Source organism: Mycolicibacterium mageritense (assembly GCF_010727475.1).
GTDB classification, from domain to species: Bacteria; Actinomycetota; Actinomycetes; order Mycobacteriales; family Mycobacteriaceae; genus Mycobacterium; species Mycobacterium mageritense.
In genome coordinates this window covers 6111586-6134004 of the sequence record NZ_AP022567.1, presented here as the reverse complement: position 1 = coordinate 6134004, position 22419 = coordinate 6111586, and the positions used below count along the sequence as shown (strand labels likewise).

Annotated in this window: 23 protein-coding genes; 14 read left to right on the top strand and 9 right to left on the bottom strand. The window is 68.0% G+C overall.

What is annotated here, in order from left to right:
- Positions 1 to 90: 90 nt before the first annotated feature.
- The gene (locus tag G6N67_RS29595; RefSeq protein WP_036442210.1) at positions 91 to 831 is read left to right on the top strand and encodes a GAP family protein; all 741 of its coding nucleotides are present in this window, start codon (positions 91 to 93) and stop codon (positions 829 to 831) included.
- Here G6N67_RS29595 and G6N67_RS29590 read toward each other — a convergent pair.
- On the bottom strand, positions 818 to 1738 hold the full coding sequence (locus tag G6N67_RS29590) for a DUF389 domain-containing protein (RefSeq protein ID WP_036441304.1): 921 nt from the start codon (positions 1736 to 1738) through the stop codon (positions 818 to 820). The genes G6N67_RS29595 and G6N67_RS29590 overlap by 14 nt on opposite strands.
- A 23-nt stretch (positions 1739 to 1761) precedes the next feature.
- Between G6N67_RS29590 and G6N67_RS29585 the strand changes: the two genes are divergently transcribed.
- Complete coding sequence (locus G6N67_RS29585) at positions 1762 to 2142, top strand: MmcQ/YjbR family DNA-binding protein (RefSeq protein WP_036441302.1); 381 nt, start codon at positions 1762 to 1764, stop codon at positions 2140 to 2142.
- Here G6N67_RS29585 and G6N67_RS29580 read toward each other — a convergent pair.
- The gene (locus G6N67_RS29580; RefSeq protein ID WP_235750417.1) at positions 2090 to 2587 is read right to left on the bottom strand and encodes a winged helix-turn-helix transcriptional regulator; all 498 of its coding nucleotides are present in this window, start codon (positions 2585 to 2587) and stop codon (positions 2090 to 2092) included. The genes G6N67_RS29585 and G6N67_RS29580 overlap by 53 nt on opposite strands.
- A 101-nt stretch (positions 2588 to 2688) precedes the next feature.
- Here G6N67_RS29580 and G6N67_RS29575 point away from each other — a divergent pair, with 101 nt between their 5' ends.
- On the top strand, positions 2689 to 3876 hold the full coding sequence (locus G6N67_RS29575; protein ID WP_036441295.1) for a thiolase family protein: 1188 nt from the start codon (positions 2689 to 2691) through the stop codon (positions 3874 to 3876).
- A gap of 14 nt (positions 3877 to 3890) precedes the next feature.
- On the opposite strand, the gene G6N67_RS29570 is transcribed toward G6N67_RS29575, so the two are convergent.
- A complete protein-coding gene (locus tag G6N67_RS29570; RefSeq protein ID WP_036441293.1) occupies positions 3891 to 4340 on the bottom strand; it encodes a nitroreductase family deazaflavin-dependent oxidoreductase in 450 nt (149 codons plus the stop codon).
- Between the two features lie 129 nt (positions 4341 to 4469).
- Positions 4470 to 6257 (bottom strand): aspartate--tRNA ligase, encoded by a 1788-nt coding sequence (gene aspS / locus G6N67_RS29565; RefSeq protein ID WP_036441291.1) that lies wholly within the window; start codon positions 6255 to 6257, stop codon positions 4470 to 4472.
- Between the two features lie 75 nt (positions 6258 to 6332).
- Here aspS and G6N67_RS29560 point away from each other — a divergent pair, with 75 nt between their 5' ends.
- The 3 genes from G6N67_RS29560 (at position 6333) to G6N67_RS29550 (ending at position 8760) form a co-directional block, all read left to right on the top strand.
- The gene (locus tag G6N67_RS29560) at positions 6333 to 7214 is read left to right on the top strand and encodes an oxidoreductase (RefSeq protein ID WP_036442208.1); all 882 of its coding nucleotides are present in this window, start codon (positions 6333 to 6335) and stop codon (positions 7212 to 7214) included.
- Between the two features lie 35 nt (positions 7215 to 7249).
- Positions 7250 to 7765, top strand: coding sequence for an SRPBCC family protein (locus tag G6N67_RS29555; protein ID WP_036441289.1), 516 nt, complete (start codon positions 7250 to 7252; stop codon positions 7763 to 7765).
- Between the two features lie 86 nt (positions 7766 to 7851).
- On the top strand, positions 7852 to 8760 hold the full coding sequence (locus tag G6N67_RS29550; protein WP_036441283.1) for an alpha/beta fold hydrolase: 909 nt from the start codon (positions 7852 to 7854) through the stop codon (positions 8758 to 8760).
- On the opposite strand, the gene G6N67_RS29545 is transcribed toward G6N67_RS29550, so the two are convergent.
- On the bottom strand, positions 8729 to 10204 hold the full coding sequence (locus G6N67_RS29545; protein ID WP_036441280.1) for a carboxylesterase/lipase family protein: 1476 nt from the start codon (positions 10202 to 10204) through the stop codon (positions 8729 to 8731). The two genes, G6N67_RS29550 and G6N67_RS29545, sit on opposite strands and share 32 nt — an antisense overlap.
- A gap of 74 nt (positions 10205 to 10278) precedes the next feature.
- Between G6N67_RS29545 and ypfJ the strand changes: the two genes are divergently transcribed.
- The 6 genes from ypfJ to G6N67_RS29515 are packed head-to-tail and all read left to right on the top strand — an operon-like array spanning position 10279 to position 16343.
- A complete protein-coding gene (gene ypfJ, locus G6N67_RS29540) occupies positions 10279 to 11169 on the top strand; it encodes a KPN_02809 family neutral zinc metallopeptidase (RefSeq protein ID WP_036442206.1) in 891 nt (296 codons plus the stop codon).
- Positions 11162 to 12808, top strand: a complete 1647-nt coding sequence (locus G6N67_RS29535; RefSeq protein ID WP_036441277.1) for a DUF885 domain-containing protein — start codon at positions 11162 to 11164, stop codon at positions 12806 to 12808. Before ypfJ ends, G6N67_RS29535 begins: the two co-directional genes overlap by 8 nt.
- Positions 12805 to 13326: a DinB family protein gene (locus G6N67_RS29530; protein WP_036441275.1), complete on the top strand. Its 522-nt coding sequence runs from the start codon at positions 12805 to 12807 to the stop codon at positions 13324 to 13326. Before G6N67_RS29535 ends, G6N67_RS29530 begins: the two co-directional genes overlap by 4 nt.
- Positions 13327 to 13372: 46 nt before the next feature.
- Positions 13373 to 13960 (top strand): TetR/AcrR family transcriptional regulator, encoded by a 588-nt coding sequence (locus G6N67_RS29525; RefSeq protein WP_036441273.1) that lies wholly within the window; start codon positions 13373 to 13375, stop codon positions 13958 to 13960.
- Positions 13957 to 15519 (top strand): flavin-containing monooxygenase, encoded by a 1563-nt coding sequence (locus tag G6N67_RS29520; protein WP_036441269.1) that lies wholly within the window; start codon positions 13957 to 13959, stop codon positions 15517 to 15519. The genes G6N67_RS29525 and G6N67_RS29520 overlap by 4 nt, the downstream gene beginning before the upstream one ends.
- Positions 15516 to 16343, top strand: a complete 828-nt coding sequence (locus tag G6N67_RS29515) for a mycofactocin-coupled SDR family oxidoreductase (RefSeq protein ID WP_036441266.1) — start codon at positions 15516 to 15518, stop codon at positions 16341 to 16343. Before G6N67_RS29520 ends, G6N67_RS29515 begins: the two co-directional genes overlap by 4 nt.
- A gap of 15 nt (positions 16344 to 16358) precedes the next feature.
- Here the strand turns inward: G6N67_RS29515 and G6N67_RS29510 are convergent, their stop codons facing one another.
- Positions 16359 to 17243 (bottom strand): acyl-CoA thioesterase, encoded by an 885-nt coding sequence (locus G6N67_RS29510; RefSeq protein ID WP_036441264.1) that lies wholly within the window; start codon positions 17241 to 17243, stop codon positions 16359 to 16361.
- The gene (locus G6N67_RS29505; RefSeq protein ID WP_036442204.1) at positions 17240 to 18085 is read right to left on the bottom strand and encodes an LLM class flavin-dependent oxidoreductase; all 846 of its coding nucleotides are present in this window, start codon (positions 18083 to 18085) and stop codon (positions 17240 to 17242) included. The genes G6N67_RS29510 and G6N67_RS29505 overlap by 4 nt, the downstream gene beginning before the upstream one ends.
- Positions 18086 to 18358: 273 nt before the next feature.
- Between G6N67_RS29505 and G6N67_RS29500 the strand changes: the two genes are divergently transcribed.
- Together G6N67_RS29500 and G6N67_RS29495 are read left to right on the top strand one after the other, a co-directional pair.
- Positions 18359 to 19486, top strand: coding sequence for an acyl-CoA dehydrogenase family protein (locus G6N67_RS29500; protein WP_036441263.1), 1128 nt, complete (start codon positions 18359 to 18361; stop codon positions 19484 to 19486).
- Positions 19486 to 20742 (top strand): acyl-CoA dehydrogenase family protein, encoded by a 1257-nt coding sequence (locus G6N67_RS29495; protein WP_036441258.1) that lies wholly within the window; start codon positions 19486 to 19488, stop codon positions 20740 to 20742. Before G6N67_RS29500 ends, G6N67_RS29495 begins: the two co-directional genes overlap by 1 nt.
- A 5-nt stretch (positions 20743 to 20747) precedes the next feature.
- On the opposite strand, the gene G6N67_RS29490 is transcribed toward G6N67_RS29495, so the two are convergent.
- A complete protein-coding gene (locus tag G6N67_RS29490) occupies positions 20748 to 21758 on the bottom strand; it encodes an Rv2578c family radical SAM protein (protein WP_036441255.1) in 1011 nt (336 codons plus the stop codon).
- A gap of 36 nt (positions 21759 to 21794) precedes the next feature.
- Entirely contained in the window at positions 21795 to 22385 is a 591-nt protein-coding gene (locus G6N67_RS29485) for a dihydrofolate reductase family protein (RefSeq protein WP_036441252.1), read from the bottom strand.
- Positions 22386 to 22419 lie beyond the last annotated feature (34 nt).

Sequence of the window (22419 nt, the reverse complement as noted above, 5' to 3'; positions counted from 1 at the left end):
GCTCCCGGCGCGGCCGGACGGGCTGCCCACAGCCCGCGCTGGTTCAATGCAGCTACAGAGATAACTGGCCGAAGGGGGGTGGGCGCCGACATGTGGAGCACGGTGCTGGTGATGGCCGTCGTGGCGGCGTGCGACCCGCTGCGCATCGGCGTCGTCGCGTACATGCTGTCGCGGACCCACCCGATCCGCCTGCTGGCGCCGTTCTTCCTCGTGGCATTCACCATCAACGTCGCGGTGGGCGCAGCCGTGGTGTTCGTGTTCCGCGACACGACCCTCGGCGACGGTCGGGCGGTGTCTCCCGGCGTCGAGATCGGCATCGGGGTGGCCGCTGTGGCGATAGCCGTGCTGTCGGCGACGGGCGCGCTCGACGCTTTGATCGGCCGGGTGCGGAAGAAGCGCACCCCGGTGCCCGTCGGCGGGGGCGACGACCCCGCCGAACCGGCGGCGCCACCGAGCCTGGACTCGCTACCGGTGATCTCGAAGTTGCCGGACGGCATCAAGTCGGCGTTGCGCGGCGAAGCCGCGTGGGCCGCCGCGTTGCTCGGACTGAGCAACGGCCTGCCGACTCCCTATTACCTCGCCGCGATGGCGGCCGCACTCACCTCGGGCGCCGCGGTCGGCCAACAGATGGTCGCACTCGTGGTGTTCAACGTCGTGGGATTCGCCGCGGCCCTGGTTCCGCTGATCAGTTTCTGGATCGCGCCGGAGGCCACCCGGATCCGCGTCGAGCAGATCTACGCCACGATGAAGGCGCGCCAGCGGTTGGTGATCACCGTGATCGCCGCCGCGGTCGGAGCGTTTTTCATCGGGTTGGGCATCAGCCACCTCTAGCGGTTCGCGTCCGCCGGTAGAGCGCCAGCACCAGCACACCCGCCAGGGTTATGCCGACCAGGTTCACCCCGAGTTGCAGCGCCGACTTGGCCGCCACGTCCCAGTCCCCGACCGTCGCCGCGACGACGGCGAACCCCGCCGCGGGCACCGTCGTGACCGAGATGAAGACGCCGACCAGCGCGGCCGATTTCGCCGAGACCAGCGACAGCATTCCGGCCGCACCGGCAAGCAGTGCGACCACGAACGAGAACGGGCCCACTTGGAAGATGAAGTCGACTTCATTGAGTTGCCGCGTACTGGTCAGCGTCACCCACCCGAGCGCTTCGAAGGCCAGCGTCGCGGCCCCGGTGACCGCCATCGCCAGCGGAAAACCGACCAGCAGCGCGATGGCGGCGCGACGCGCGAGGAACAGCCGGCGTTGCACGAGGGCCACCGCCAGCGCGGCGAGCGGCCCGAACTCCGGGCCGACCACCATGGCTCCCACCACCGTGACGGCGGAGTCGGTGACCACGCCGACCGCCGCGAGCAGACACGCGATGCACAGGAACATCAGGAACGTGACGCTCAGACTGGATTCGTCGCGGGTCCGCGACACGAGTTCGTCCCAGATCACCGCGTCGGCGCCGTCGCCCTCGGCCTCGTCCTCGGCGTGGTAGGCCGCGCTGGAGAGCACCGTGTCGAGCACTTCCATCGTGATGGCACCCAGGTGGTGCACGTCGAGCGATTTCAGCCGGCCCACCACGTCATCGGCGGCTTCCCTTGCCACGTCCGCGGTGATCTCGTCACCGACGGGCTCCACGGCAGCGTCGGCGTGCACGACGATGTGGGTGACTCCCGGCTCCCGGTCCAACACGTTGAGGATCGGCTCGCGCAGATCGGCCGGCGCGATGACGCGTAGGTGCAGCACGGCCCGAGAGTAGCGTTCCGGGCATGGCTGACTGGGATGACGTCGCCCGGGTCGCCGCGACGATGCCCGAGACCGTCGAGACCCAACCCCGGACGTGGCGCGTGCGCAAGAAGCTCGTGGCGTGGGAGCGGCCGCTGCGCAAGACCGATCTCGCGGCGCTCGGCGATGACGCCCCCGACGGCGACATACTCGGTGCGCGGGTGCCCGACGAAGGCGTGAAGTGGGCGTTGATCGCCGATGATCCGGCGGTCTACTTCACCACACCGCACTTCGACGGATATCCAGCGGTGCTGGTACGGCTGGCCGCTATCGACGTGCCTGAGCTGACCGAGCTGATCACCGAATCATGGCTCACTCAGGCGCCGCGGACGCTGGTGAAGAGGTTCCTCGCCGGTCAACCCTGACCACCAACTCGTCGGGCGCCACGACATGCCCTTCCGCACAACGGATCTCGACCGTCGCCTGGGCTCCGCAGCCGGCGTGCGCGAGGCGCAGCGGCGAGTGCGTGGGCAGGTGATTGCGGCCCCACTCGAACATCGCCCATACGACCGGCATGAAATCGACGCCGGCCTGGGTCAGCACATACTCGTCGCGGCTACGCTGGCCCGGCTCCTGATAGGGCCTGCGCTCGAGCAGGCCCGCGTCGACGAGGTCGTTGAGCCGGGTCGACGCGGCAGCCTTGGTCACCCCCACCCGGCGCCAGAAGTCCTCGAATCGCGTGGTGCCGTAGTAGGCCTCGCGCATGATCAGCATCGCCGACTTGGTGCCGACGACCCCCATGGCCTTCTCGATCGGGCAGTGTCCCACGGCCGACCACGAGTCCCGGTCGGCCAACGCACCCTGCAGCATTCCCACGGAATCAACCTCATCCCTGAGTTGTTCTAACTATACCCAGGTGGTATATCTGGGTACATATCAGAATACTCAGCGGTGAGGTTCAGGAGGATCAGATGACCGGATTCGCAGGTCGGGACGCAGTGATCGTGGGGGCCGTCCGCACCCCCGTCGGCAAGGGCAAGGCCAGCGGCGCACTGCACGGCGTGCTGCCCGCGGATCTGCTGGCGCACAGCCTGCGCGAGCTCGTGCTGCGCACGGGCGTAGATCCGGCGCAGATCGACGATGTCATCGCGGGCGCCGTCACGCAGGTCGGCGATCAATCCGTGAACATCGCCCGCAACGCACTGCTCGGCGCGGGGTTCCCCGAATCCGTGCCCGGCACAACGGTCGACCGCCAGTGCGGGAGTTCGCAGCAGGCAATCAGTTTCGCCGCCCAAGGCGTCCTCGCCGGCGCCTACGACATCGTCATCGCGGCCGGCGTGGAGTCGATGTCGCGGGTACCCATGGGCTCGTCGGTACTGCCCGGCAGTGACCCGTTCGGGCTCGACATGGCCGCGCGATATCCGGACGGCCTTGTGCCCCAGGGCATCAGCGCCGAACTGATTGCGGCCCGATGGAAGCTGTCACGCACCCAGCTCGACGAGTTCTCGGCGGCCAGCCACGAAAAGGCCGCGCGGGCCACCAAAGACGGGCTCTTCGAGGCCGAGCTGGCACCGATCGCCGGGTTGAGCACCGACGAGATCATCCGGCCCGGAACCTCGATCGAAACCCTGGCCGGTTTGAAACCCGCGTTCTACAGCGACGCGTACGCGGCGAGATTCCCGCAGATCAACTGGGAGATCACGCCCGGCAACTCGTCGCCGCTGTCCGACGGCAGCGCGGCCGTCATGATCACGAGCACTGAGACGGCCAAGAAGCTCGGACTCACGCCACTGGCCCGCATTCACACCACCACCGTCGTCGGCTCGGATCCGCTCTACATGCTGACCGGTGTCATCCCGGCCACCGAAAAGGTCTTGGCGCGTGCGGGTTTGACGCTCGCCGACATCGACCTGTTCGAGGTGAACGAGGCGTTCGCGCCCGTGGTGCTGGCCTGGGCCGCCGACACCGGGGCCGACCTGGCCCGGACGAACGTCAACGGCGGCGCGATCGCGATCGGGCACCCGTTGGGCGCCAGTGGCGCACGCATCATGACGACGATGGTCAACGCTCTGCACCAGCGCGGCGGCCGCTACGCCCTGCAGACCATGTGCGAGGGCGGCGGCATGGCCAACGCGACGATTATCGAGCGGCTCGGCTAGCTCGAACGTCGGTGCTAGGCCCGCACGAGCTCGAACAACGGGATCGCCCGGGTGGTGTTGGCCTGGTATTCGGCGAACACCGGTGCGAGTTCGGCGACTTTCGGGTACGTCGCGTCGCGTTCGTCGTCGGGCAGTTCGCGAGCCGTCGCGTCGTAGGTCTCGGTACCCACCTCGATGCGTACCTTCGGGTTGGCCCGCAGGTTGTGCACCCAGGCCGGATCTTTCGGGGCGCCGGCGTACGAACCGACGATGAGCATCTTGCCGTCGACCGTCAGGTACGCCAGCGGCGAGAGTCGCGGCTTGCCCGACTTGGCCCCGGTCGTGTGCAGCAACAGCAGATCGCCGCCTTCGAACGGGCCGCCGACCTTGCCGCCGTTGGCGCGGAATTCCTCGACCACGTTGCGGTTGAACTCATCGAGCGCCGCGGTGTCGGTGTAGAGCTTCTCTTTGTCGATCTCGGTCATGCCTGGACAAGCCTCGCCGACACGCGGTCTATTCCCGTGTCCGCCGCCGAAACTGTACTGAGAGACACGATCCGGCCCGATGGTGTCCCTGCATACAGTCTCGGTGACCTGGCGATCCGCTGACCGGATTCAGCCGGCCTTTTCCTGCTTTTCCTTCTTCTCGGGCTTGAAGTCGATGCCCGATTCCTTGCGCTGCTGCTCGGTGATCGGCGCGGGCGCGTCGGTCAGCGGGTCGACGCCGCCGCCCGACTTGGGGAACGCGATGACCTCGCGGATCGAGTCGACGCCGGCCAGCAGCGCGGTGATGCGGTCCCAGCCGAACGCGATGCCGCCGTGGGGCGGCGCACCGAAGCTGAACGCGTCCAGCAGGAAGCCGAACTTGTCCTGAGCCTCGTCGTGGTCGATGCCCATCATCGCGAACACGCGTTCCTGGACGTCGCGGCGGTGGATACGGATCGACCCGCCACCGATCTCGTTGCCGTTGCAGACGATGTCGTAGGCGTCGGCGAGCGCGGCGCCGGGGTTGGTGTCGAACGTCGCCTCCGACTCAGGCTTGGGTGCGGTGAACGCGTGGTGCACCGCGGTCCATGCGCCCGATCCGACCGCGACGTCGCCGGAGGCCGTGGCCTCGTCGGTGGACTCGAACAGCGGCCAGTCGACCACCCACGTGAAGGCCCACGCGTTGGGGTCGATGAGGTCGAGGCGCTTGGCGATCTCGATGCGGGTGGCTCCGAGCAGCGCACGCGCGCCCTTGGCCGGGCCGGCCGCGAAGAATATGCAGTCACCCGGGTTCGCCCCGACATGTGCGGTCAGGCCGTCGCGTTCGGCGTCGGTGAGGTTCTTGGCCACCGGGCCGCCCAGCGCGCCGTCCTCGCCGACGAGCACGTAGGCCAGGCCCTTGTGGCCGCGCTGCTTGGCGAACTCCTGCCACCCGTCGAGCGTGCGGCGCGGCTGCGATGCCCCGCCCGGCATGACGACCGCGCCGACGTACGGCGCCTGGAACACGCGGAAGGTGGTGTCCTTGAAGTACTCGGTGCATTCCACGAGTTCCACGCCGAACCGCAGATCGGGCTTATCGGAGCCGAACCGGCGCATGGCCTCGGCATAGCTGATCCGCGGCAGCGGCAGCGGCAGGTCGTAGCCGATCGTCGACCACACGGCCCGCAACACTTCCTCGGAGATCGCGATCACGTCGTCGGCCTCGACGAAGCTCATCTCCATGTCGAGCTGGGTGAACTCGGGCTGGCGGTCGGCGCGGAAGTCCTCGTCGCGGTAGCAGCGGGCGATCTGGTAGTACCGCTCCATGCCCGCCACCATGAGCAGCTGCTTGAACAGCTGCGGGCTCTGCGGCAGGGCGTAGAACGAACCGGGTTGCAGCCGCGCGGGCACCAGGAAGTCGCGAGCCCCCTCGGGCGTCGACCGGGTCATCGTCGGCGTCTCGATCTCCACGAAGTCGTGTTCGGCGAGCACGCCACGCGCGGCGGCATTGACCTTGGAGCGCAACCGAATCGCGTTGCCCGGACCCTCCCGGCGCAGGTCGAGGTAGCGGTACTTCAGGCGCGCTTCCTCACCCGCGGTCTCGTCCAGCTGGAACGGCAGCGGTGCGCTCTCCCCCAACACGGTCAGCGAGGTCGCGTTGACCTCGATCTGCCCGGTCGGGATCTCGGGGTTCTCGTTGCCCTCCGGCCGGACCTCGACGACTCCGGTGACCGCGACACAGAACTCGGCGCGCAACCGGTGCGCGGCGGCGAGCACGTCACCTTCGCGGAACACGACCTGCGACACACCCGACGCGTCCCGCAGGTCGATGAAGATCACACCACCGTGGTCGCGGCGGCGCGCGACCCAACCCGCCAGGGTCACCGTCTGACCGGCATCGGCGGGCCGCAACGAACCGGCGGCATGAGTGCGCAGCACAAAAACTCCTAGTTGAAGAGGTGTGGACCGAGTGACAAGTGTAGAGGGGTCTCCACAACGATTAACTTGGCGATCGTGAACTCCGCTATCGCCGTCATCGGTCCCGGCGCCATCGGTTCGGCCGTGGCGGCCCATCTGCACACCGCCGGACACCAGGTCGCGGTCTACGGCCGCACGCCGCGGGAGTCGATCGAGGTCAGGCCCGACGGCGCCGCGCCGGTGATCGTGCCAGGGCCGGTGCGCACCGATCCGACCGGGATATCCAGCCCGGTCGAGGTGGTGTTCCTGGCGGTCAAGGACACCCAGAACGCCGCGGCAGCACAGTGGCTCAAGCGCCTCTGCGACGCCAACACCGTGGTGTGTGCGCTGCAGAACGGCGTCGAGCAGGTCGAGCGCGTCGGTCGGTACTGCCCCACCGCCACTGTGGTGCCCGCCGCGATCTGGATCTCCGCCGAGACGACGCCGCAGGGCTGGGTGCGGCTGCGCAACCCACTGCGGCTGGTGTTGCCCGAGAGTCCCGCTGCCGGCACCGTGGCGGCGCTGTTCGCCGACGGCGCCGTCGAACTCGACCCGGACTTCACGAGCGCGGCCTGGCACAAGCTGCTGGTGAACGCCGTGGTCGGGTTCATGGTGCTCTCCGGCCGGCGCTCGGGCATGTTCCGCCGCGACGACGTCGCCGCGCTGGCCCGCACGTATCTGGCCGAGTGCCTTGCGGTCGCCCGGGCCGACGGCGCGATGCTGCCCGACGCCGTGGTGGATGACATCGTCGGCATGCTGGCGCAGTCTCCCGAAGATCTGACCACGTCGATGCTCACCGATCGGGAAGCCGGCCGTCCGCTCGAATGGGACATCCGCAACGAGGTCATCCGCCGCAAGGCCGCGCGGCACGGCCTTGACACGCCGATCAGCGACGTCGTGGTGCCCTTGTTGGCCGCAGCAGGCGACGGCCCGGGCTGATCCGCCAGTAGACATTCGCCCTAAGGTGTCTGGTCATGGCCCGGATCTACGAATGCGAGCGCGTCGACCTCGACTTCATCGACCACGCACCGTTCCGCTTCGTCAGCACCGTCGACCTTGCTATCACGCCTGAGCAACTCTTCGATGTGCTCGCCGACGAGACATCGTGGCCGCACTGGGCCACCGTGATCACCGACGTGGAGTGGACCAGCCCCGAACCGCGCGGCATCGGCACCACCCGCACCGTCACCATGCGGGGCCACATCGTGGGCGACGAGGAGTTCCTGGCCTGGGAGCCCTTCTCCCACATGGCTTTCCGATTCAACACCAGCACCTCGAACGCGATCTCCGCCTTCGCCGAGGACTACCGGGTGGTGCCGACCGCCGACGGTTGCCACCTCACCTGGGTCATGGCGATGAAGCCCAGCGGGCTGTCCGGGCGCGTCGGCATGACGCTCGGACAACCCGTGATGAGCTGGCTGTTCCAGCGGTTCCTGCACAATCTGCGCCGCTACACCGACCAACGCTTCGCGACCTCGACCGCCGGGTAGCCATCCCGCACGCGTGGGTATACGGCCAACGCGCCCGATGAAGGAGGCGCGACAACCGACGACACGCGCACACGAGAGAGCAAGCGATGACGAAGACGGTCCGCACCGAGTATCTCGATATCGCCTACGAGGAGGCCGGCGAAACCGGCGGCCCGGTGGTCGTTTTGGTTCACGGCTGGCCGGACGACGCGGGGTGCTGGCGCGATGTCATCCCCGCACTCGAATCGCGGTACCGCCTGGTGGTGCCGCATCTTCGCGGCCACGGCGAGACCAGATTCCGCTCCGCTGAAACCATGCGCAGTGGTCAGACCGCAGCACTGTCCGACGATCTGGTGCGGTTCGTCGAAGCCCTCGAACTCGGTCCGGTGGTGGTTGCCGGGCACGATTGGGGTGCCCGCGCCGGGTACGGGGCCGCGGCGCTGCGTCCCGATGTGGTCCGCGCTTTGATCGCCATGTCGGCCGGTTACGCCAGCAGCGGCCCGACCGCTCCCCTGGCATACGACCTGGCCGAGGCCTACTGGTACGAATGGTTCGTCGCGACCGACCGGGGACGCCGGGCCTTCGACGAGGACCGCCGGGAGATATGTCGCTACCTGTGGCGGAAATGGTCACCGGGTTGGGAGTTCACCGAAACCGAGTTCGCCAGAACCGCGCGGGCGTGGGACAACGCGGATTGGCCGCTGATCACCGCACACGCCTATCTGCAGCGGTGGGGCGAACAACCGGGCGCTCCCGAATACCAGCAGCTCGAGGAACGGCTCGCCACCCATCCACCGATCCGGGTGCCCACGCTCGTGCTGCACGGGCTCGACGACATGGACAACCTCTGCCGGACCACCGAGAACCAGGCTCGGTATTTCGAGGCCGGCTATCGACGCGAACTGCTGGCCGGCGTCGGCCATTTCGTGCCGCGCGAGGCGCCCGGCACGACCGCGGCCGCGATCGAGAAGTTCGTGGCAGGGCTCAGTACAGGCCCTCCCACGCCGTCCGTCTGACCGCATCGGGATCGGACACGGTTTCGTCGCGCGCCGACCGGATCACGCGGGTCAACCGCTGCTCGACGTCGTAGTGCGGCCAGTCCGCGACTTCCGCGGTCGCGAAATCCAGCCAGGTGCGTTGCATGCGCCGCCCGACCGACGGCTGCACGCGGCGCCCGAGCGGGTGCAGTTTACGGCCGAGATACGAGCCGTAGCTGTGCTGGATGTGCACGATCTCACTGCCGTGCGTGGCACCGAGGCCGAGCACCTTCAAGGTCCAGGTGGTGTGGTCGAACCGGTACACGTGGGTGGGCGCGTGCTCGCTGTAGGCGTCGGAGAACGCCCAGGTCGGTGCCCCGAACATGGCGTCCGACCCGAACGCGACCAGCGAGTTCCGGCGCGGAAAGCCCGGGTAGGCGGCCAGCACCCGATCCCGCGCCTGCGGCGCACGCCTGCGGAAATATCCCTCCACCCCCTCGGGTGTGGTCGGCAGCATCGGCGGCTTGCCCCACGCGAACATCGACGCCTCGTGGCTGTTGGTGCCGATGATCAGCGGTACCGGCAGGGTCGCCCCGGCTCTCGCGGCATCGATGGGGTGCTGCGGCAGCAGCTCGACGCCGTGGGTCAGCCCATAGGCCAACGTCGGTGTCTGTTCGGCGCTCTCCAGCTGGAGCCGGCCCGCGGCGCGCCGCAGCTGCCGCTGCGGCAGCGACTTGAGCACCTCCGCACCGACCCCGAGCTGATGGAGGAACCGGCGCGCCTGCCGGGCCCGGGTGTCCCGGTCGGCGATCAGCGGCAAGGCCGGACTCTGCGCGATCGCGCGGGCAAACAAACCGCGGGCCGCGGGACTGGCCAGCAGCGCCAGCACCGAGGTGGCCCCGGCTGATTCACCGAAAACCGTCACGCGCGCCGGATCCCCGCCGAACGCGTCGATGTTGTCGCGTACCCAGCGCAGCGCCGCGATCTGATCCCGCAGGCACAGGTTGTCGTCGAAGCCGTCGCCGAGGTCACCCAGCTCGAATCCGCCGAACACGCCGAGGCGATAGGTGACGTTGACGACGACGACATTGCCGTTGGCGGCCAATCGCGAGCCGTTGTACAGCTGCAGCTGACCCGCGCCGTACACGAACGCGCCACCGGGAATCCAGACCATGACCGGCAGCGAACCGCTGGTGTCGGGCGACCACACGGTCAGTGTCAGGCACGCCTCGTCACGGATCTTGGGATCGTCCCGGCCGCCCCCGACGAACGAACGGCCTTGCGGCGGCAACGGGCCGTGATCGATTGCATCGCGCACCCCCGTCCACGGCCACAGCGGTTGGGGCGCCAGGAAGCGCTTGTCACCGATCGGTTGTTGGGCGTAGTCAACACCTCGCCATACGCCGACACCGCCTTCGACGGTGCCGCGTAGCCGCCCCAGCGAGGTGTGGGCGATGGTCGTTTGTTCCGCGACGACGGACACGAGTCGAATCGTAGTGTGGCAAGCTAAACATGCTGTCGAACACGACCTACCGGCGAATGCGATGGAGCTATCCGATGACCTTCAACGAGGGTATGCAGATCGACACCAGCACCACATCGACCAGTGGTGGGGGGCGTGGCCCCGGCCGTGGCCTGGCGATCGGCGGTGGGCTCGGCGGCCTGGTGATCGTCGTGATCGCGATGTTCCTGGGCATCGACCCCGGCACGATCATGCCGCAGCAGCAGCAAATCGGAACCGAGGGTGCCGACGCGCAAGGCTTCGACGTGAGCCAGTGCAAGACCGGTGCCGACGCCAACAACATCGTGCAGTGCCGCGTGATCGCGACGGGCAATTCGGTCGACGGCGTATGGCAGCAATTGTTGAAGGGCTACAAGCGGCCGCACGTGCGGCTGTTCACGGGCCAGGTACAGACCGGGTGCGGGCCGGCCACCAGTGACGTCGGGCCGTTCTACTGCCCGGTGGACGAGACCGCGTATTTCGACACCGACTTCTTCCAGGTGCTCGTCGACCAGTTCGGTTCCAGCGGCGGACCGTTGGCGCAGGAATACGTGGTGGCCCACGAGTTCGGCCACCACGTGCAGAACCTGCTCGGCGTGCTGGGCCGCGCACAGCAGGATCCCGAAGGCGCGACCGGTGCCGGTGTCCGTACCGAGCTGCAGGCCGACTGCTACGCCGGGGTGTGGGCGCACTACGCCTCGGTGACCAAGCAGGAGAGCACCGGTGTTCCGTTCCTGGAGCCGTTGAGCGACAAGGACATTGCCGATGCGCTGTCCGCGGCGTCGTCAGTGGGTGACGACCGGATCCAGAAGCAGGCCACCGGCCGGGTGAACCCCGAGGCGTGGACGCACGGATCCTCCGAGCAGCGGCAGCATTGGTTCACCGAGGGCTACCGGACCGGCGACCCGAACAAGTGCGACACGTTCGCCACCAACAACCTTGGGTAGGGCCAAGACCGCGGTGGACGCGGTGGCCGAACGCTATCTCGACACCTATGCGCGGCTGGATCCCTGCGCCGCAACCGAACTGGGCATCAAGAGCGCCGACGACGAGTACGACGCCGACATCACCGACTACTCGCCGGACGGGGTGACGGCGCGTGCGGACGCGGCCCGCGCGACGTTGCGCGAGCTCGACGGCACCGCACCGGCCGACGACATCGATGTGGTGACCATCGCGGCCCTGCGCGAACGACTGGGCATGACGGTCGAACTGCACGAGGCCGGGTTGGATCTGGGCGAGCTCAACGTCATCGCCTCGCCGCTTCAGACGATGCGCGACGTCTTCGACCTGATGGCCACCGACAGCGACAAGGACTGGGCGCTGATCTCGCGGCGGCTGGCGAGGGTGCCCGACCGCGTCGCGGGTTACGCCGACGCGTTGCGCGCCGCGGTCACCGCCGGACATGCACCGGCGGTTCGCCAGGTCAGCCGCGGCATCGAACAGGCCGAACAAGTTCAGCAACTGTTCATCGACATGGCCGCCGGCGCGGCGCCGTCGAACGCGACGCTGCACGACGAACTGCATCGGCGCGCGTCTGCGGCCGCTGACGCCTACCGCGCGTTGGGAACCGTGCTGCGCGACGACATCGCGCCGCACGCCAAGTCGGGCGACGCGTGCGGACGGGACACCTATCAGCTGCTGTCAAGGTGGTTTCTCGGCACCGCGATCGATCTCGACGAGACCTACCACTGGGGCATCGAGCTACTCGAAGCCGTTGTGGCCGAGCAGGAGTCGATCGCGCAGCAGCTGTACCCGGGCGCCACTGTCGCGGAGACGCTGCACCGCCTCGATCAGGAGCCCCGCTACACCGTGACCGGGACCGATGCGTTGCGCGGGTGGATGCAGGAGCTGTCCGATCGCGCCGTGGAATCGCTGGCCGGAACCCATTTCGACATCGCGGAACCGCTGCGCCGGCTGGAATGCCGGATCGCGCCCACCCAGACCGGCGGCATCTACTACACGGGCCCGGCCGAGGACTGGAGCCGTCCGGGCCGCATGTGGTGGTCGGTACCGCCCGGCGTCGACGAATTCCACACGTGGCAGGAGACCACCACGGTCTTCCACGAGGGCGTGCCCGGGCACCACCTCCAGGTCGGCCGCGCGGTGCTGCTGGCCGATCAGCTCAACCGGTGGCGCCGGCTGGGCTGCTGGGTGTCGGGCCACGGCGAGGGCTGGGCGCTGTACGCCGAACGGCTGATGGCCGAGCTGGGCTGGCTCGACGATCCGGGTAACCGCATGGGAATGCTTGACGCACAGCGGTTCCGGGCCGCCCGGGTGATCATCGACATCGGTGTGCACTGCGGCATGACCGCGCCCGACGGCCACGTGTGGGACGCCGAGCGGGCGTGGAACTTCCTGACCTCGCATTCGGCGTCCGGCGAGGAAACGCTGCGGTTCGAACTCGATCGGTACCTGGGCTGGCCCGGGCAGGCCCCGTCCTATGCCGTCGGCCAGCGATTCTGGCAGCAGCTTCGCGACGACACCGTGCGGCACGGCGTGTCGCTGCGGGAATTCCACAGCCGCGCACTGGATCTGGGCGGCCTGCCGTTGGATGTACTACGCACGGCGCTGGAGACGGCATGAGCGGCGCGATCGAACCTGACACCAAGGACTGGACCTGGGTGCTCGCGCGCGCGTGCCCGGAGTGCGGATTCGACCCGGCCGCGGTGCGGCCCACCGAGGTGGCCGGGCGCATCCGTGAGGACGCCGCGGCCTGGGTGCCGCGCCTGCACCGCGCGGACGTCGGCGTGCGGCCACGCCCGGACGTGTGGTCGACGCTGGAGTACGGCTGCCACGTCCGTGACGTGCACCGGATCTTCGAGCACCGGGTGCGCCTGATGCTCACCGAGACCGATCCGCAGTTCCCCAACTGGGATCAGGACGCCACCGCCGTCGCCGACGCCTACGGGTCACAGGATCCGGCCGTGGTCGCGACCGAACTGTTCGACGCGGCGACCACGGTGGCCGACACCTACGACCAGGTGCCCGGCGACGCCTGGTCGCGGCGCGGACTGCGAAGCAACGGCAGCGAGTTCACTGTGGCCTCGATTGCCGTCTACCACCTGCACGACATCGTCCACCACGCCCACGACGTGGCCTGACACCAGGCCATTGACCGCATTGAACACATCTCGATAATGTGTGCAAATGCGCGAGCCGGGCCGAACAGTGTCCCCCGCGCTGCTGGCCGCCACGATCGACACGTTGAGACGTTTGGGCCCACGGCAATTCACGCTCACCGCGGTCGCCGAAGCCGCCGGCGTATCCCGCGGCACGGTGCACAATGCCCTGGGCAGCCGCGACAACGCGATCAGGACCGCGCTCGACGAGTTGGCCTCGGGGTTCATCGAGACCATGACCACCCAGGTCGTGCGTGAGGCCAGCCTGGCCGATCAAGTGGCCGCGGCCGCGGTGGTGGTCTGCGCACACCGTCAGCACTCCGACTCGGTCGGTCCGCGCGGCGTCAACGAGAGCATCCTGGTGCTGTTGCTGCGCAACGCGGGCGAGGAACTCCTGGACCGCTCGATCGCGTTCTGGAAACCGCTCGTGCGGGCGGCCCAGGGCCGCGGCGAGATCGGGCCGGACGTCAACCCGGCGCGGGCCGGCGAGTGGATCGTGCGCATCCTGTTCAGCTTCGAACTGATGCCGCCGATGGGAGTCAATCCGGACAGCCCGCGCGCGGTGCGGCGCTTCGTCACCGATCACATCGTCGACGGACTGAGAGGGCGGCCATGACGCGACCCGACTACGAGGTGGCCATCATCGGCGCCGGGCCCGGCGGGATAGCCACCGCACATCTGTTGCGGCAGAAGGGCATCGACGACTTCGTCATCATCGAACGCGGCGACGACTTCGGCGGAACCTGGCGCGACAACCATTACCCCGGCCTCGCGGTCGACATCCCGACACTGTGGTACCAGTTGTCGTTCGCGCCCAACCCGCACTGGACGCGGCTGTTCGCGCCGGGACCGGAGATCTACCGCTATCTGCAGGACACGGCCACCGAGCTGGGGCTCTACGACCACCTGCTCGCCGATGCCGAAGTGACACAGCAGAAATGGGACGACACGAACGCGTTCTGGCGGCTGCAGATCCGCGGGAGATCCCCGATCACGGCACGGTTCCTGGTCAGTTCGGTCGGCGGCTACGTGAACGCCAAGCACACCGTCGACATCGACGGCATCGAGGACTTCACCGGAACCGTCCTGCGCCCCAACGCGTGGGACGATTCATACGACACGCGCGGCAAACGGATCGCCGTGATCGGGACCGGATCGTCAGGAGTGCAGATCGCCGCCGCGCTGTCGGATGGGGCGGCCAACCTCGATGTGTACCAGCGCACTCCGGCGTGGGTGCTGCCCAAGATCGACTTCGACATCGGGCCGGTGCTGCGGCGGGTTCTGCGGCTGCCCGGCGTTCTGCGGGCGGTCAACACCGCGGGACGGCTGGCCATGGACGTGTTCATGGTGGCGCCCATCGTGCACGTGTTCTCACGGTTCCCCGACCGCGTGTTGACGCGGATCATGCCGCTCTACGACATCTGGTGCCGGTTCCTGTACCGGGCATTGCTGCGTGCCGTGGTCGTAGACGCGCGGACGCGCCGGAAGCTCGTGCCGCGCTACGGCATCCTCGCCAAGCGCCCCGTGATCTCCAGCGCGTTCCTGCCGGCCCTGAACAACGCGAACACCCACCTGATCACCGCCCGCATCGAGCGCGTCACCGCGACGGGTGTCCGCACCGCCGACGGCATCGACCATCCGGCCGACCTGCTGGTGTTGGCCACGGGATATGAACTGTGGACCGATCCGGAAACGTATCGGCCAGGTACCGTGCTGGGGCCCAACGGTTTCGACCTGGCGCGGTATTACCAGACGCACGGCCTGCGCAGTTACGCAGGCACCGCACATCCGCGGCTGCCCAACCGGTGGGAGATCGTCGGGCCGGTCGGGTTCGTCGGGTTCGCCTGGCCCGACTACGTCGAAACCATGGCCGCACACGCGGTACGGATCATCGACGAGGCCCGGCACCGCGGTGCGCGGGTGGTCGAGGTCAGCCAAGACGCGTTCAACGCGTGGAACCAGCGCATGCGGCGCCGCGGGAGGGTCGCGCACCTCTATTACACCGCCACGGCGGGACTCAACACGTACTTCGTGAATTCCCAGCACGACACCACCTACTACCGGCCCCAGACCATCACCGGATCCCGGCGGTTCGCCCGCCATTCGCCGTTGTCGGATTACACCTTCGGCGGCCATGCCCATTCCGTGTCGGTACGCGAGGAGCAGCCCGCATGAGCACATCGGAAGCCCCGCTGGCCGGCCGGGTCGCCTACGTCACCGGCGCCGCCCGCGGGCAGGGCCGCTCGCACTGTGTACGGTTGGCGCGCGCCGGTGCCGACATCGTCGCGATCGACGCGTGCGCACCCGTCGCCGACCACAACGGTTATCCGGCCGCCACGCAGGAGGATCTGGCTGAGACCGTCGCGCTTGTGGAAGCGGAAGGCCGCAAGATCCTTGCCGCCGAGGTGGACGTGCGTGACGCCGCCGGGCAGCGCCGCGTGGTCGCCGATGCCGTCGAGCAGTTCGGCCGTCTCGACATCGTCGTCGCCAACGCCGGTGTGCTCAATTGGGGCCGGCTGTGGGAGATTCCGGCGCAGCAGTGGCAGGACATCCTCGACATCAACCTGACCGGAGTGTTCAACACCGTGCAGGCTGTGGTGCCACCGATGATCGAGGCAGGCAACGGCGGTTCGATCATCACCATCAGTTCGGCAGCCGGTGTCAAGGCCGTGCCCGGTTGCGGTCACTACTGTGCCAGCAAGTTCGGTGTCGTCGGGCTGACCAATGCCCTGGCAGTCGAACTGGGCGAGTTCGGCATTCGGGTGAACTCGATCCACCCGTACGGCACGGACACCCCGATGGGCAACGACCTGTCGATGTATCAGCTACTGCAGGATCATCCGCACTACATCCACAGTTTCTCCCCCGGCGCCCTGCCGACGGATTCGCTCATCGCGCCCAGCGACATCTCCGACATCGTGGTGTGGCTGGCCGGCGATGCGTCGGCTCTGGTCACCGCTGCCCAGGTCCCGGCCGACAAGGGCTATCTGAAGGTCTGATCCTCGGTGGACAAACTACAGCCGCGAATGCGCCGAGATGCCCGTGTCGGTCGTGCGCAGCGGGCGGATCAGCGCGTCCTGGCTGAACGACGCGATGAGGTCACCCTCCTCGGTGTGCACCGCGCCGCGGACATACGACATGCCCGCACCGACCTGAGTGCTCTCGTGGCTGTACAGGATCCAGCCGTCCCACCGGACGGGTTCGTGGAAGCTGACTGTCACGGTCATCGGCGCGGTCGACACCGTGAGATGCGCTTGTGCCGTACCGATGCCCTCGTGGGCCCGCATGGTGGTCGAAATCCCGAGGTGACCGGTGAAATACGCGATGAGCGCCTTGGCCAGATCGTCCCGGGTAGGGATCGGGTCGTAGCGCAGCCACGCGTAGAGCTCCGGCGGGCCGACCTCGTCGGGGCTGTTGACGTCGACGACGTCGACCAGGCGCAGTTCACGGCCGGCCATGGGCATCGGCGACACGTTCGCATCGGCGGGGCCCGCGACGTCGGGTCGCGGCAGGTGATGGCGGATGACGTCCGCGGACGGCACGTCGGCGAGCACCGTGACGGTGATGCAGCGCTTGCCGTTCTGGCTCGCGGCGATCACCGCGGTCGCGGTCGACCGGCCTTCGCTGACGACGTCGACGTCGAGTTCTACGGGCGGTCCGACCACGATGGCCCGCGCGAACACCGCGTGGGCCGAGCGGATCGACTTTTCCGGGAAGCGTTTTGCGGCGGCGACGATCGCCGCCGCGAGGATCTGCGTGCCTTCGACCACCTGACGCTCGTCGGCACCGGCAAGCCCGGTCTGCGCCGCGAACCGGTTCTCGCCGTCAGGTTCGGCGTCGAACAGATCGAGCAGCATCGGCAGGGTCCACTGGGTGGCTTCCGCGGATTCGGTGGTCATGGACGGTCCTCTCTGATCACATTGGCGGCGAACTCGGCGAGGGTCTGCGGCGCCGCGAAATCGGCGAACCATACGTAGAAGCGTTCGACGCCTTGGGCGGCAAGCCCGGCGAAGTGGTCGACGAGTTCGGCGGCTTCACCGCACACCAAACCGTTGCCGAGGTGTCCGAACAACCGGGTGCTGCGCTCGGTGATCGCCGCGCGGTCGGCACCCCGGCCGACGAAGCCGACCATCTGCTGCAGCGAGACCCGGGCCGAGCCCACTTCCGGCATCAGCCGCGGCAAGCGGTCCAGTCTGTGCGACGGGATGTTCCACCAATCGGCGTACTTGCGCACCAGTTCCATCGTGCGTTTGCCGGTTCCGCCGAGTATCAACGGGATTCGGTGAGCTGGACGGGGCAGTTGCGCAGCGTCGCCGTCGCCCCAGTACTCGCACAACAACTCGAGGTCACGTGCGAGCCTGTCGGTGCGGGCCGCGGCATCGTCGGCGTTCTCGATGCCGAACCGCGCGAACTCCTGCGGCCAGGAACCCGACCCCAGGCCCAGTTCGAACCGCCCGTCGGAGGCCGCGGACAGCGTCAACGCCTGTTTGGCCAGCACCGCCGGGTGACGGAACGCATCGCACAGCACCAGGTGCCCGATCCGTAGCCGTTCGGTCTGGGCGGCCACCCAGGTCGCGACGGTCATTGCCTCCCAGATTTTTTGGTGCGTGGCACCGGGCGCTTCGAGGTGGTCGATGAAGGCGATGCCGTCGAATCCGCAGGACTCGGCGACCTGCGCACGCACGACGATGTCGCTGATCTCCATCCGCACCTGCGGCAAGAACAGGAACCACTCACTCATCAGACCGCCCATTGCTTCTGCAGAAACGGTAACGCCATTCTCGCTAGTTGAGCATGACGAAAGAGACGGCGCAATGGCCAGGCCGCCGGCCATGTTCGATTCTCGCGTGCGCGGACTGTCGAAACCGGCGTGAGCTCGCGCCTCGTCCGCCCAGATCACCGCGTGGTAACGTCATTACCGATTATGACGAATACGGCTCTCCCAGGGGGTGGACATGCAGTCCCGCATCCTCGATTACCCGGTGGTCCCACACGAAGAGGTTGAACCGACTACATGAGCGCCAACCCGGAACAGATGCTGTTCGCCTCGACGGCGCAAGCATTCCTGGACAAGGAAGTACCGCTGAGCCGGGTGCGGCAACTGCACGCCGACGGCGTCGCGTTCGACCCCGCCTGGTGGCGCCGCGCAGCCGAGTTGGGGTGGGCCGGCTTGCTGGTACCCGAGGATCTCGGCGGCGGCAGTCCGTCGGGTGACGGTGTCGCCGACCTTGCGGTACTGGCCGAACAAGCCGGCCGCAGCGTCGCCCCCGGACCGCTGCATCCCGTGAGCGTGGTGCTCGCAGGCCTGGTCGAAGCGCCGCAGAACCACGAGGCGGCAATCGAATCGCTGGTCGCAGGTGAGGCGGTCGCGTCGTGGGCGGTGTACGAACCCGGAAAGGCCTGGGATCCACTCGATCCCGGGCTGACCGCAACCCCGACCGCGACCGGGTATCGGCTCGACGGAGCCAAAGACCGCGTCGAGGCCGGTACGGAGAGCTCGCTGGTTCTCGCGGTGGCATCGTGCGACGGTGTGCCACGCCAGTTCCTGGTGCCCATCGACACGCCGAGCGTGACCGTGGAGCCGCAGCGCTCGCTCGATCTGGTGAAGCGCCACGCCCGGATCACCTTCGAAGGTGTGCAGATCCCCGCCGAGGCGGCAGTGGGTTCGCCCGACCACACGAAGAGAATCATCGAACGGCAGTGCCAGATCGCGTCGGTGCTGCAATGCGCGGAGGTCGTCGGGCTCCTCGACACCGTCCTCGGGTTCACCATCCAATGGGCGTTCGACCGGCATTCGTTCGGCCGGCCACTGGCCTCGTACCAGGCGCTCAAGCATCGGTTCGCCGACCTCAAGATCTGGTTCGAGACCTGCCGCGCCACCACAGCCGCCGCGGTCAAGTCCGTGGCCCAGCACTCCCCCGACGCCGCGTTCAACGTCAGCGTCGCGAAATCCTATGTCGGCGAACATGCTCCGGCCATGGTGCAGGACTGCATCCAGCTCCACGGCGGCATCGGCGTCACCTGGGAGCACGACCTTCACCTGTTCCTGCGCCGCGCGACGCTGAACCGCTCGATGTTCGGCAGCCCCGAGGACCACAACCTGCGGGTGTACGCACTGAGCACGGAATTGGAGCCAGCCTGATGACCGACACATCCTCGATCGGGGCGCCGACAGCCGCGACCGAAACCGTCGACGAGTTCGCGCAGCGCGCGCGAACCTGGCTGGCCGCCAACATGCCGACCATCGACCCACGCAATCCTCCCGAGAACGATCGCGGCGCCGAAGCGCCGTGGCAGCGGGCCAGGGAACTGCAGCGCAAGCTCTACGAAGGCGGGTTCGCCGGCATCTGTTTCCCCCGTGAATACGGTGGCCTCGGTCTGCCGATCGAATACCAACGGGCCTTCGACAACGAAGCGCGCAACTACGAGATGCCGATCATCCTCAACACGCCGACCTTCACGATCTGCGCGGCGACGCTGCTGGACACCGGCAGCGAAGAGCAGAAGCGGCAACGTATTTCAGCGGCGATCCGCGGTGACGAAATCCTGGTGCAGCTGCTGTCCGAACCGAGCGGCGGCTCGGATCTGGCCGGCGTGATCACCCGTGCCGACCGCGTCGGCGACAAGTGGATCATCAACGGCGCCAAGACCTGGAGCACCAGCGCCTTCGCCGCGGACTACGGTCTGATGCTGGCCCGCACCGACTGGGAGGTGCCCAAGCACGAGGGCCTCACCATGTTCCTGGTGCCGATCAAGAGCCCGGGCATCACCATGCGCCGCATCAAGCAGGTCGACGGCAGCGACGAGTTCTGCGAGGAGTTCTTCGACAATCTCGAGCTGGGTGACGACGCGGTCGTCGGCGAGGTCAACGGCGGGTGGGCTGTCGCGTCCCGGCAGATGTACCACGAACGCCGGGCGGTCGGCGGCGGGTCGGAGTTCTCCAGCGGCATCGGAGCCGAAGGGACGAGCGATCTTCCGGTCGACTACTCCGCGCTGCTCGCGGTCGCCGGGGACACCGAGCGGCACCGCGAGATGGCCGGGCGGGCGCTCGTCCGCCGGGCTGTGCAGGAGCAGCTGATCGATCACGTCTACCACGGCGTGCTCGACGGCTCGCTGCCGCCCGCGGCGGGTTCGATCATCCGGGTGTCGCATGCCGTGACCATCCAGTTCGAGATGGACACCGCGCTCGCGCTCGCCGAAAGCGCCGGTGTGGTCGACGAGGACGACGGCCTGTTCAAGTACGGCGAGCGTTTCCTGGCACGTCAGCAGGCCTCGCTCGGCGGCGGCACCAACGAGATCGCCCGCAACGTGATCGGCGAGCGGGTGCTCGGTTTTCCCCGTGAGTACGCCGCGGACCGCGGGGTGCCGTTCAATCAGGTCAAGCGCAACAAGAGCTGACGCGATCAGAACAGGGTGGCCTGCACCGGGGTCGGCGCCACCGGCGGCGGAGCGGTTGCCGCCATTCGTGGCGCTCCCGCCAAACCGTGCTTGCGCACGAGCGGCCGGACCCGGTCGCGCAGCATGTCGCGGTATTCGGCGGGCAGGTACGCGCCGCGGCGGTACAGCCGTTGATAGCTGCTCAGCAGCTCCGGATGTTCGCGTTGCAGCCACGACATGAACCAGCCGCGCGTCGTCCCCCGCAGGTGCAGACCGAACACCGTCACACTGGTGGCCCCTGCCTCGGCGATGCGGGCCAGCAACCCGTCGAGATGCTCGACGGAATCGGTCAGATACGGCAACACCGGCGCGACCATGACGTGGCAGTCCAGGCCCGCTTCGCGGATCGCGGCGATGAGCGCGAGCCGGGCCTGCGGCGTCGGCGTCCCCGGTTCGACCGCATGATGCAGGTCCGGATCCCCGATGGCCAGCGACACCGCCACACTCACGTTCACGCGCCGGGCCGCGTCCTCGATCTGCGGTAGATCGCGCCGCAGCAGCGTGCCTTTGGTCAGAATCGAGAACGGCGTGTACGAGTCAGCCAGTGCGCCAATGATTCCGGGCATCAACGCATACCGCCCCTCGGCGCGTTGATAGGGATCGGTGTTGGTGCCGAGCGCGACCGTCTCGTGCGTCCACGAGCGGCGCCGCAGTTCGCGGCGCAGCACGTCCGCCACGTTGGTCTTCACCACGATCTGGGTGTCGAAATCCGTGCCGCAATCCAGATCGAGGTATTCGTGGGTGGGACGCGCGAAGCAGTACCGGCACGCGTGACTGCACCCCCGGTAGCCGTTGACCGTGTACCGGAACGGCAGCATGGACGCGGCAGGCACCTTGTTGAGCGCCGATTTGCAGAGCACCTCGTGGAACGTGATGCCCTCGAACTGCGGGGACCGCACGCTACGAACGAAACCGACGCGCTGCAGGCCGGGTAACGCGCCGTCGTCCACGCCGACAGCCTGACCGTCCCACCGCATACCGCCATCGAACGCTTGTTCGACAGCGATGTCAATCTAGCGCGCCGACACGTGCACGCTGGGCCGGTAGATGAGCTCCTGAGTGCGGCCGTCGAGCGTCCGGTTCTCGATCAGCTCGAGGTCGAAGTCGGCCGCACCCTGGAAGATCGGGTCGTCACCGGTCTGCCCGGTGATGACCGGAAAGAGTGTCACCTGCACGTAATCGACGAGACCGGCCGCCATCAACGCGCGGTTCATCGACAGGCTGCCGTGCGAGCGCAACGGCACGTCGGACTCCGCCTTGAGCCGGGCCACGACGTCGACGGCATCACCGCTCACGACGGTCGCGTCCGGCCAGTCGAGGGGTTCCCGCAGCGTCGTCGAGACCACCGTCGCCGGCATGTCCCGCATCCGGGTGACCCACGGATCGCGCACCTCGGACTCGTCGGTGCTGGCTGCCATCATCTCGGCGAACAGCCGATACGTGTTGGCTCCGAACACCATCCGTTGCTTCTCGTCGAACAGGGCCAGCCGGTGCTCGAGCAGCTGCGGGCCCTGCTTACCCCAGTAGCCGCCCCAGTCGCCGCCGTTGACACCGCCGTAGCCGTCGAGGCTCATGAAAACGTCGAAGGTGTAGGTGGCGGTCATGGTGTGCTCCTCGCTGCCGTGCGGTCGGGTCACC

What these genes read in the sequence shown, in the direction of transcription:
- G6N67_RS29595 (WP_036442210.1), top strand. Translation starts at nt 91, where the DNA reads ATGTGGAGCACGGTGCTGGTGATGGCCGTCGTGGCGGCGTGCGACCCG.
- G6N67_RS29585 (WP_036441302.1), top strand. Translation starts at nt 1,762, where the DNA reads ATGGCTGACTGGGATGACGTCGCCCGGGTCGCCGCGACGATGCCCGAG.
- G6N67_RS29580 (WP_235750417.1), bottom strand. Translation starts at nt 2,587, where the DNA reads ATGCTGCAGGGTGCGTTGGCCGACCGGGACTCGTGGTCGGCCGTGGGA.
- G6N67_RS29575 (WP_036441295.1), top strand. Translation starts at nt 2,689, where the DNA reads ATGACCGGATTCGCAGGTCGGGACGCAGTGATCGTGGGGGCCGTCCGC.
- G6N67_RS29570 (WP_036441293.1), bottom strand. Translation starts at nt 4,340, where the DNA reads ATGACCGAGATCGACAAAGAGAAGCTCTACACCGACACCGCGGCGCTC.
- G6N67_RS29555 (WP_036441289.1), top strand. Translation starts at nt 7,250, where the DNA reads ATGGCCCGGATCTACGAATGCGAGCGCGTCGACCTCGACTTCATCGAC.
- G6N67_RS29550 (WP_036441283.1), top strand. Translation starts at nt 7,852, where the DNA reads ATGACGAAGACGGTCCGCACCGAGTATCTCGATATCGCCTACGAGGAG.
- ypfJ (WP_036442206.1), top strand. Translation starts at nt 10,279, where the DNA reads ATGACCTTCAACGAGGGTATGCAGATCGACACCAGCACCACATCGACC.
- G6N67_RS29530 (WP_036441275.1), top strand. Translation starts at nt 12,805, where the DNA reads ATGAGCGGCGCGATCGAACCTGACACCAAGGACTGGACCTGGGTGCTC.
- G6N67_RS29525 (WP_036441273.1), top strand. Translation starts at nt 13,373, where the DNA reads ATGCGCGAGCCGGGCCGAACAGTGTCCCCCGCGCTGCTGGCCGCCACG.
- G6N67_RS29520 (WP_036441269.1), top strand. Translation starts at nt 13,957, where the DNA reads ATGACGCGACCCGACTACGAGGTGGCCATCATCGGCGCCGGGCCCGGC.
- G6N67_RS29515 (WP_036441266.1), top strand. Translation starts at nt 15,516, where the DNA reads ATGAGCACATCGGAAGCCCCGCTGGCCGGCCGGGTCGCCTACGTCACC.
- G6N67_RS29510 (WP_036441264.1), bottom strand. Translation starts at nt 17,243, where the DNA reads ATGACCACCGAATCCGCGGAAGCCACCCAGTGGACCCTGCCGATGCTG.
- G6N67_RS29505 (WP_036442204.1), bottom strand. Translation starts at nt 18,085, where the DNA reads ATGAGTGAGTGGTTCCTGTTCTTGCCGCAGGTGCGGATGGAGATCAGC.
- G6N67_RS29500 (WP_036441263.1), top strand. Translation starts at nt 18,359, where the DNA reads ATGAGCGCCAACCCGGAACAGATGCTGTTCGCCTCGACGGCGCAAGCA.
- G6N67_RS29495 (WP_036441258.1), top strand. Translation starts at nt 19,486, where the DNA reads ATGACCGACACATCCTCGATCGGGGCGCCGACAGCCGCGACCGAAACC.
- G6N67_RS29490 (WP_036441255.1), bottom strand. Translation starts at nt 21,758, where the DNA reads ATGCGGTGGGACGGTCAGGCTGTCGGCGTGGACGACGGCGCGTTACCC.
- G6N67_RS29485 (WP_036441252.1), bottom strand. Translation starts at nt 22,385, where the DNA reads ATGACCGCCACCTACACCTTCGACGTTTTCATGAGCCTCGACGGCTAC.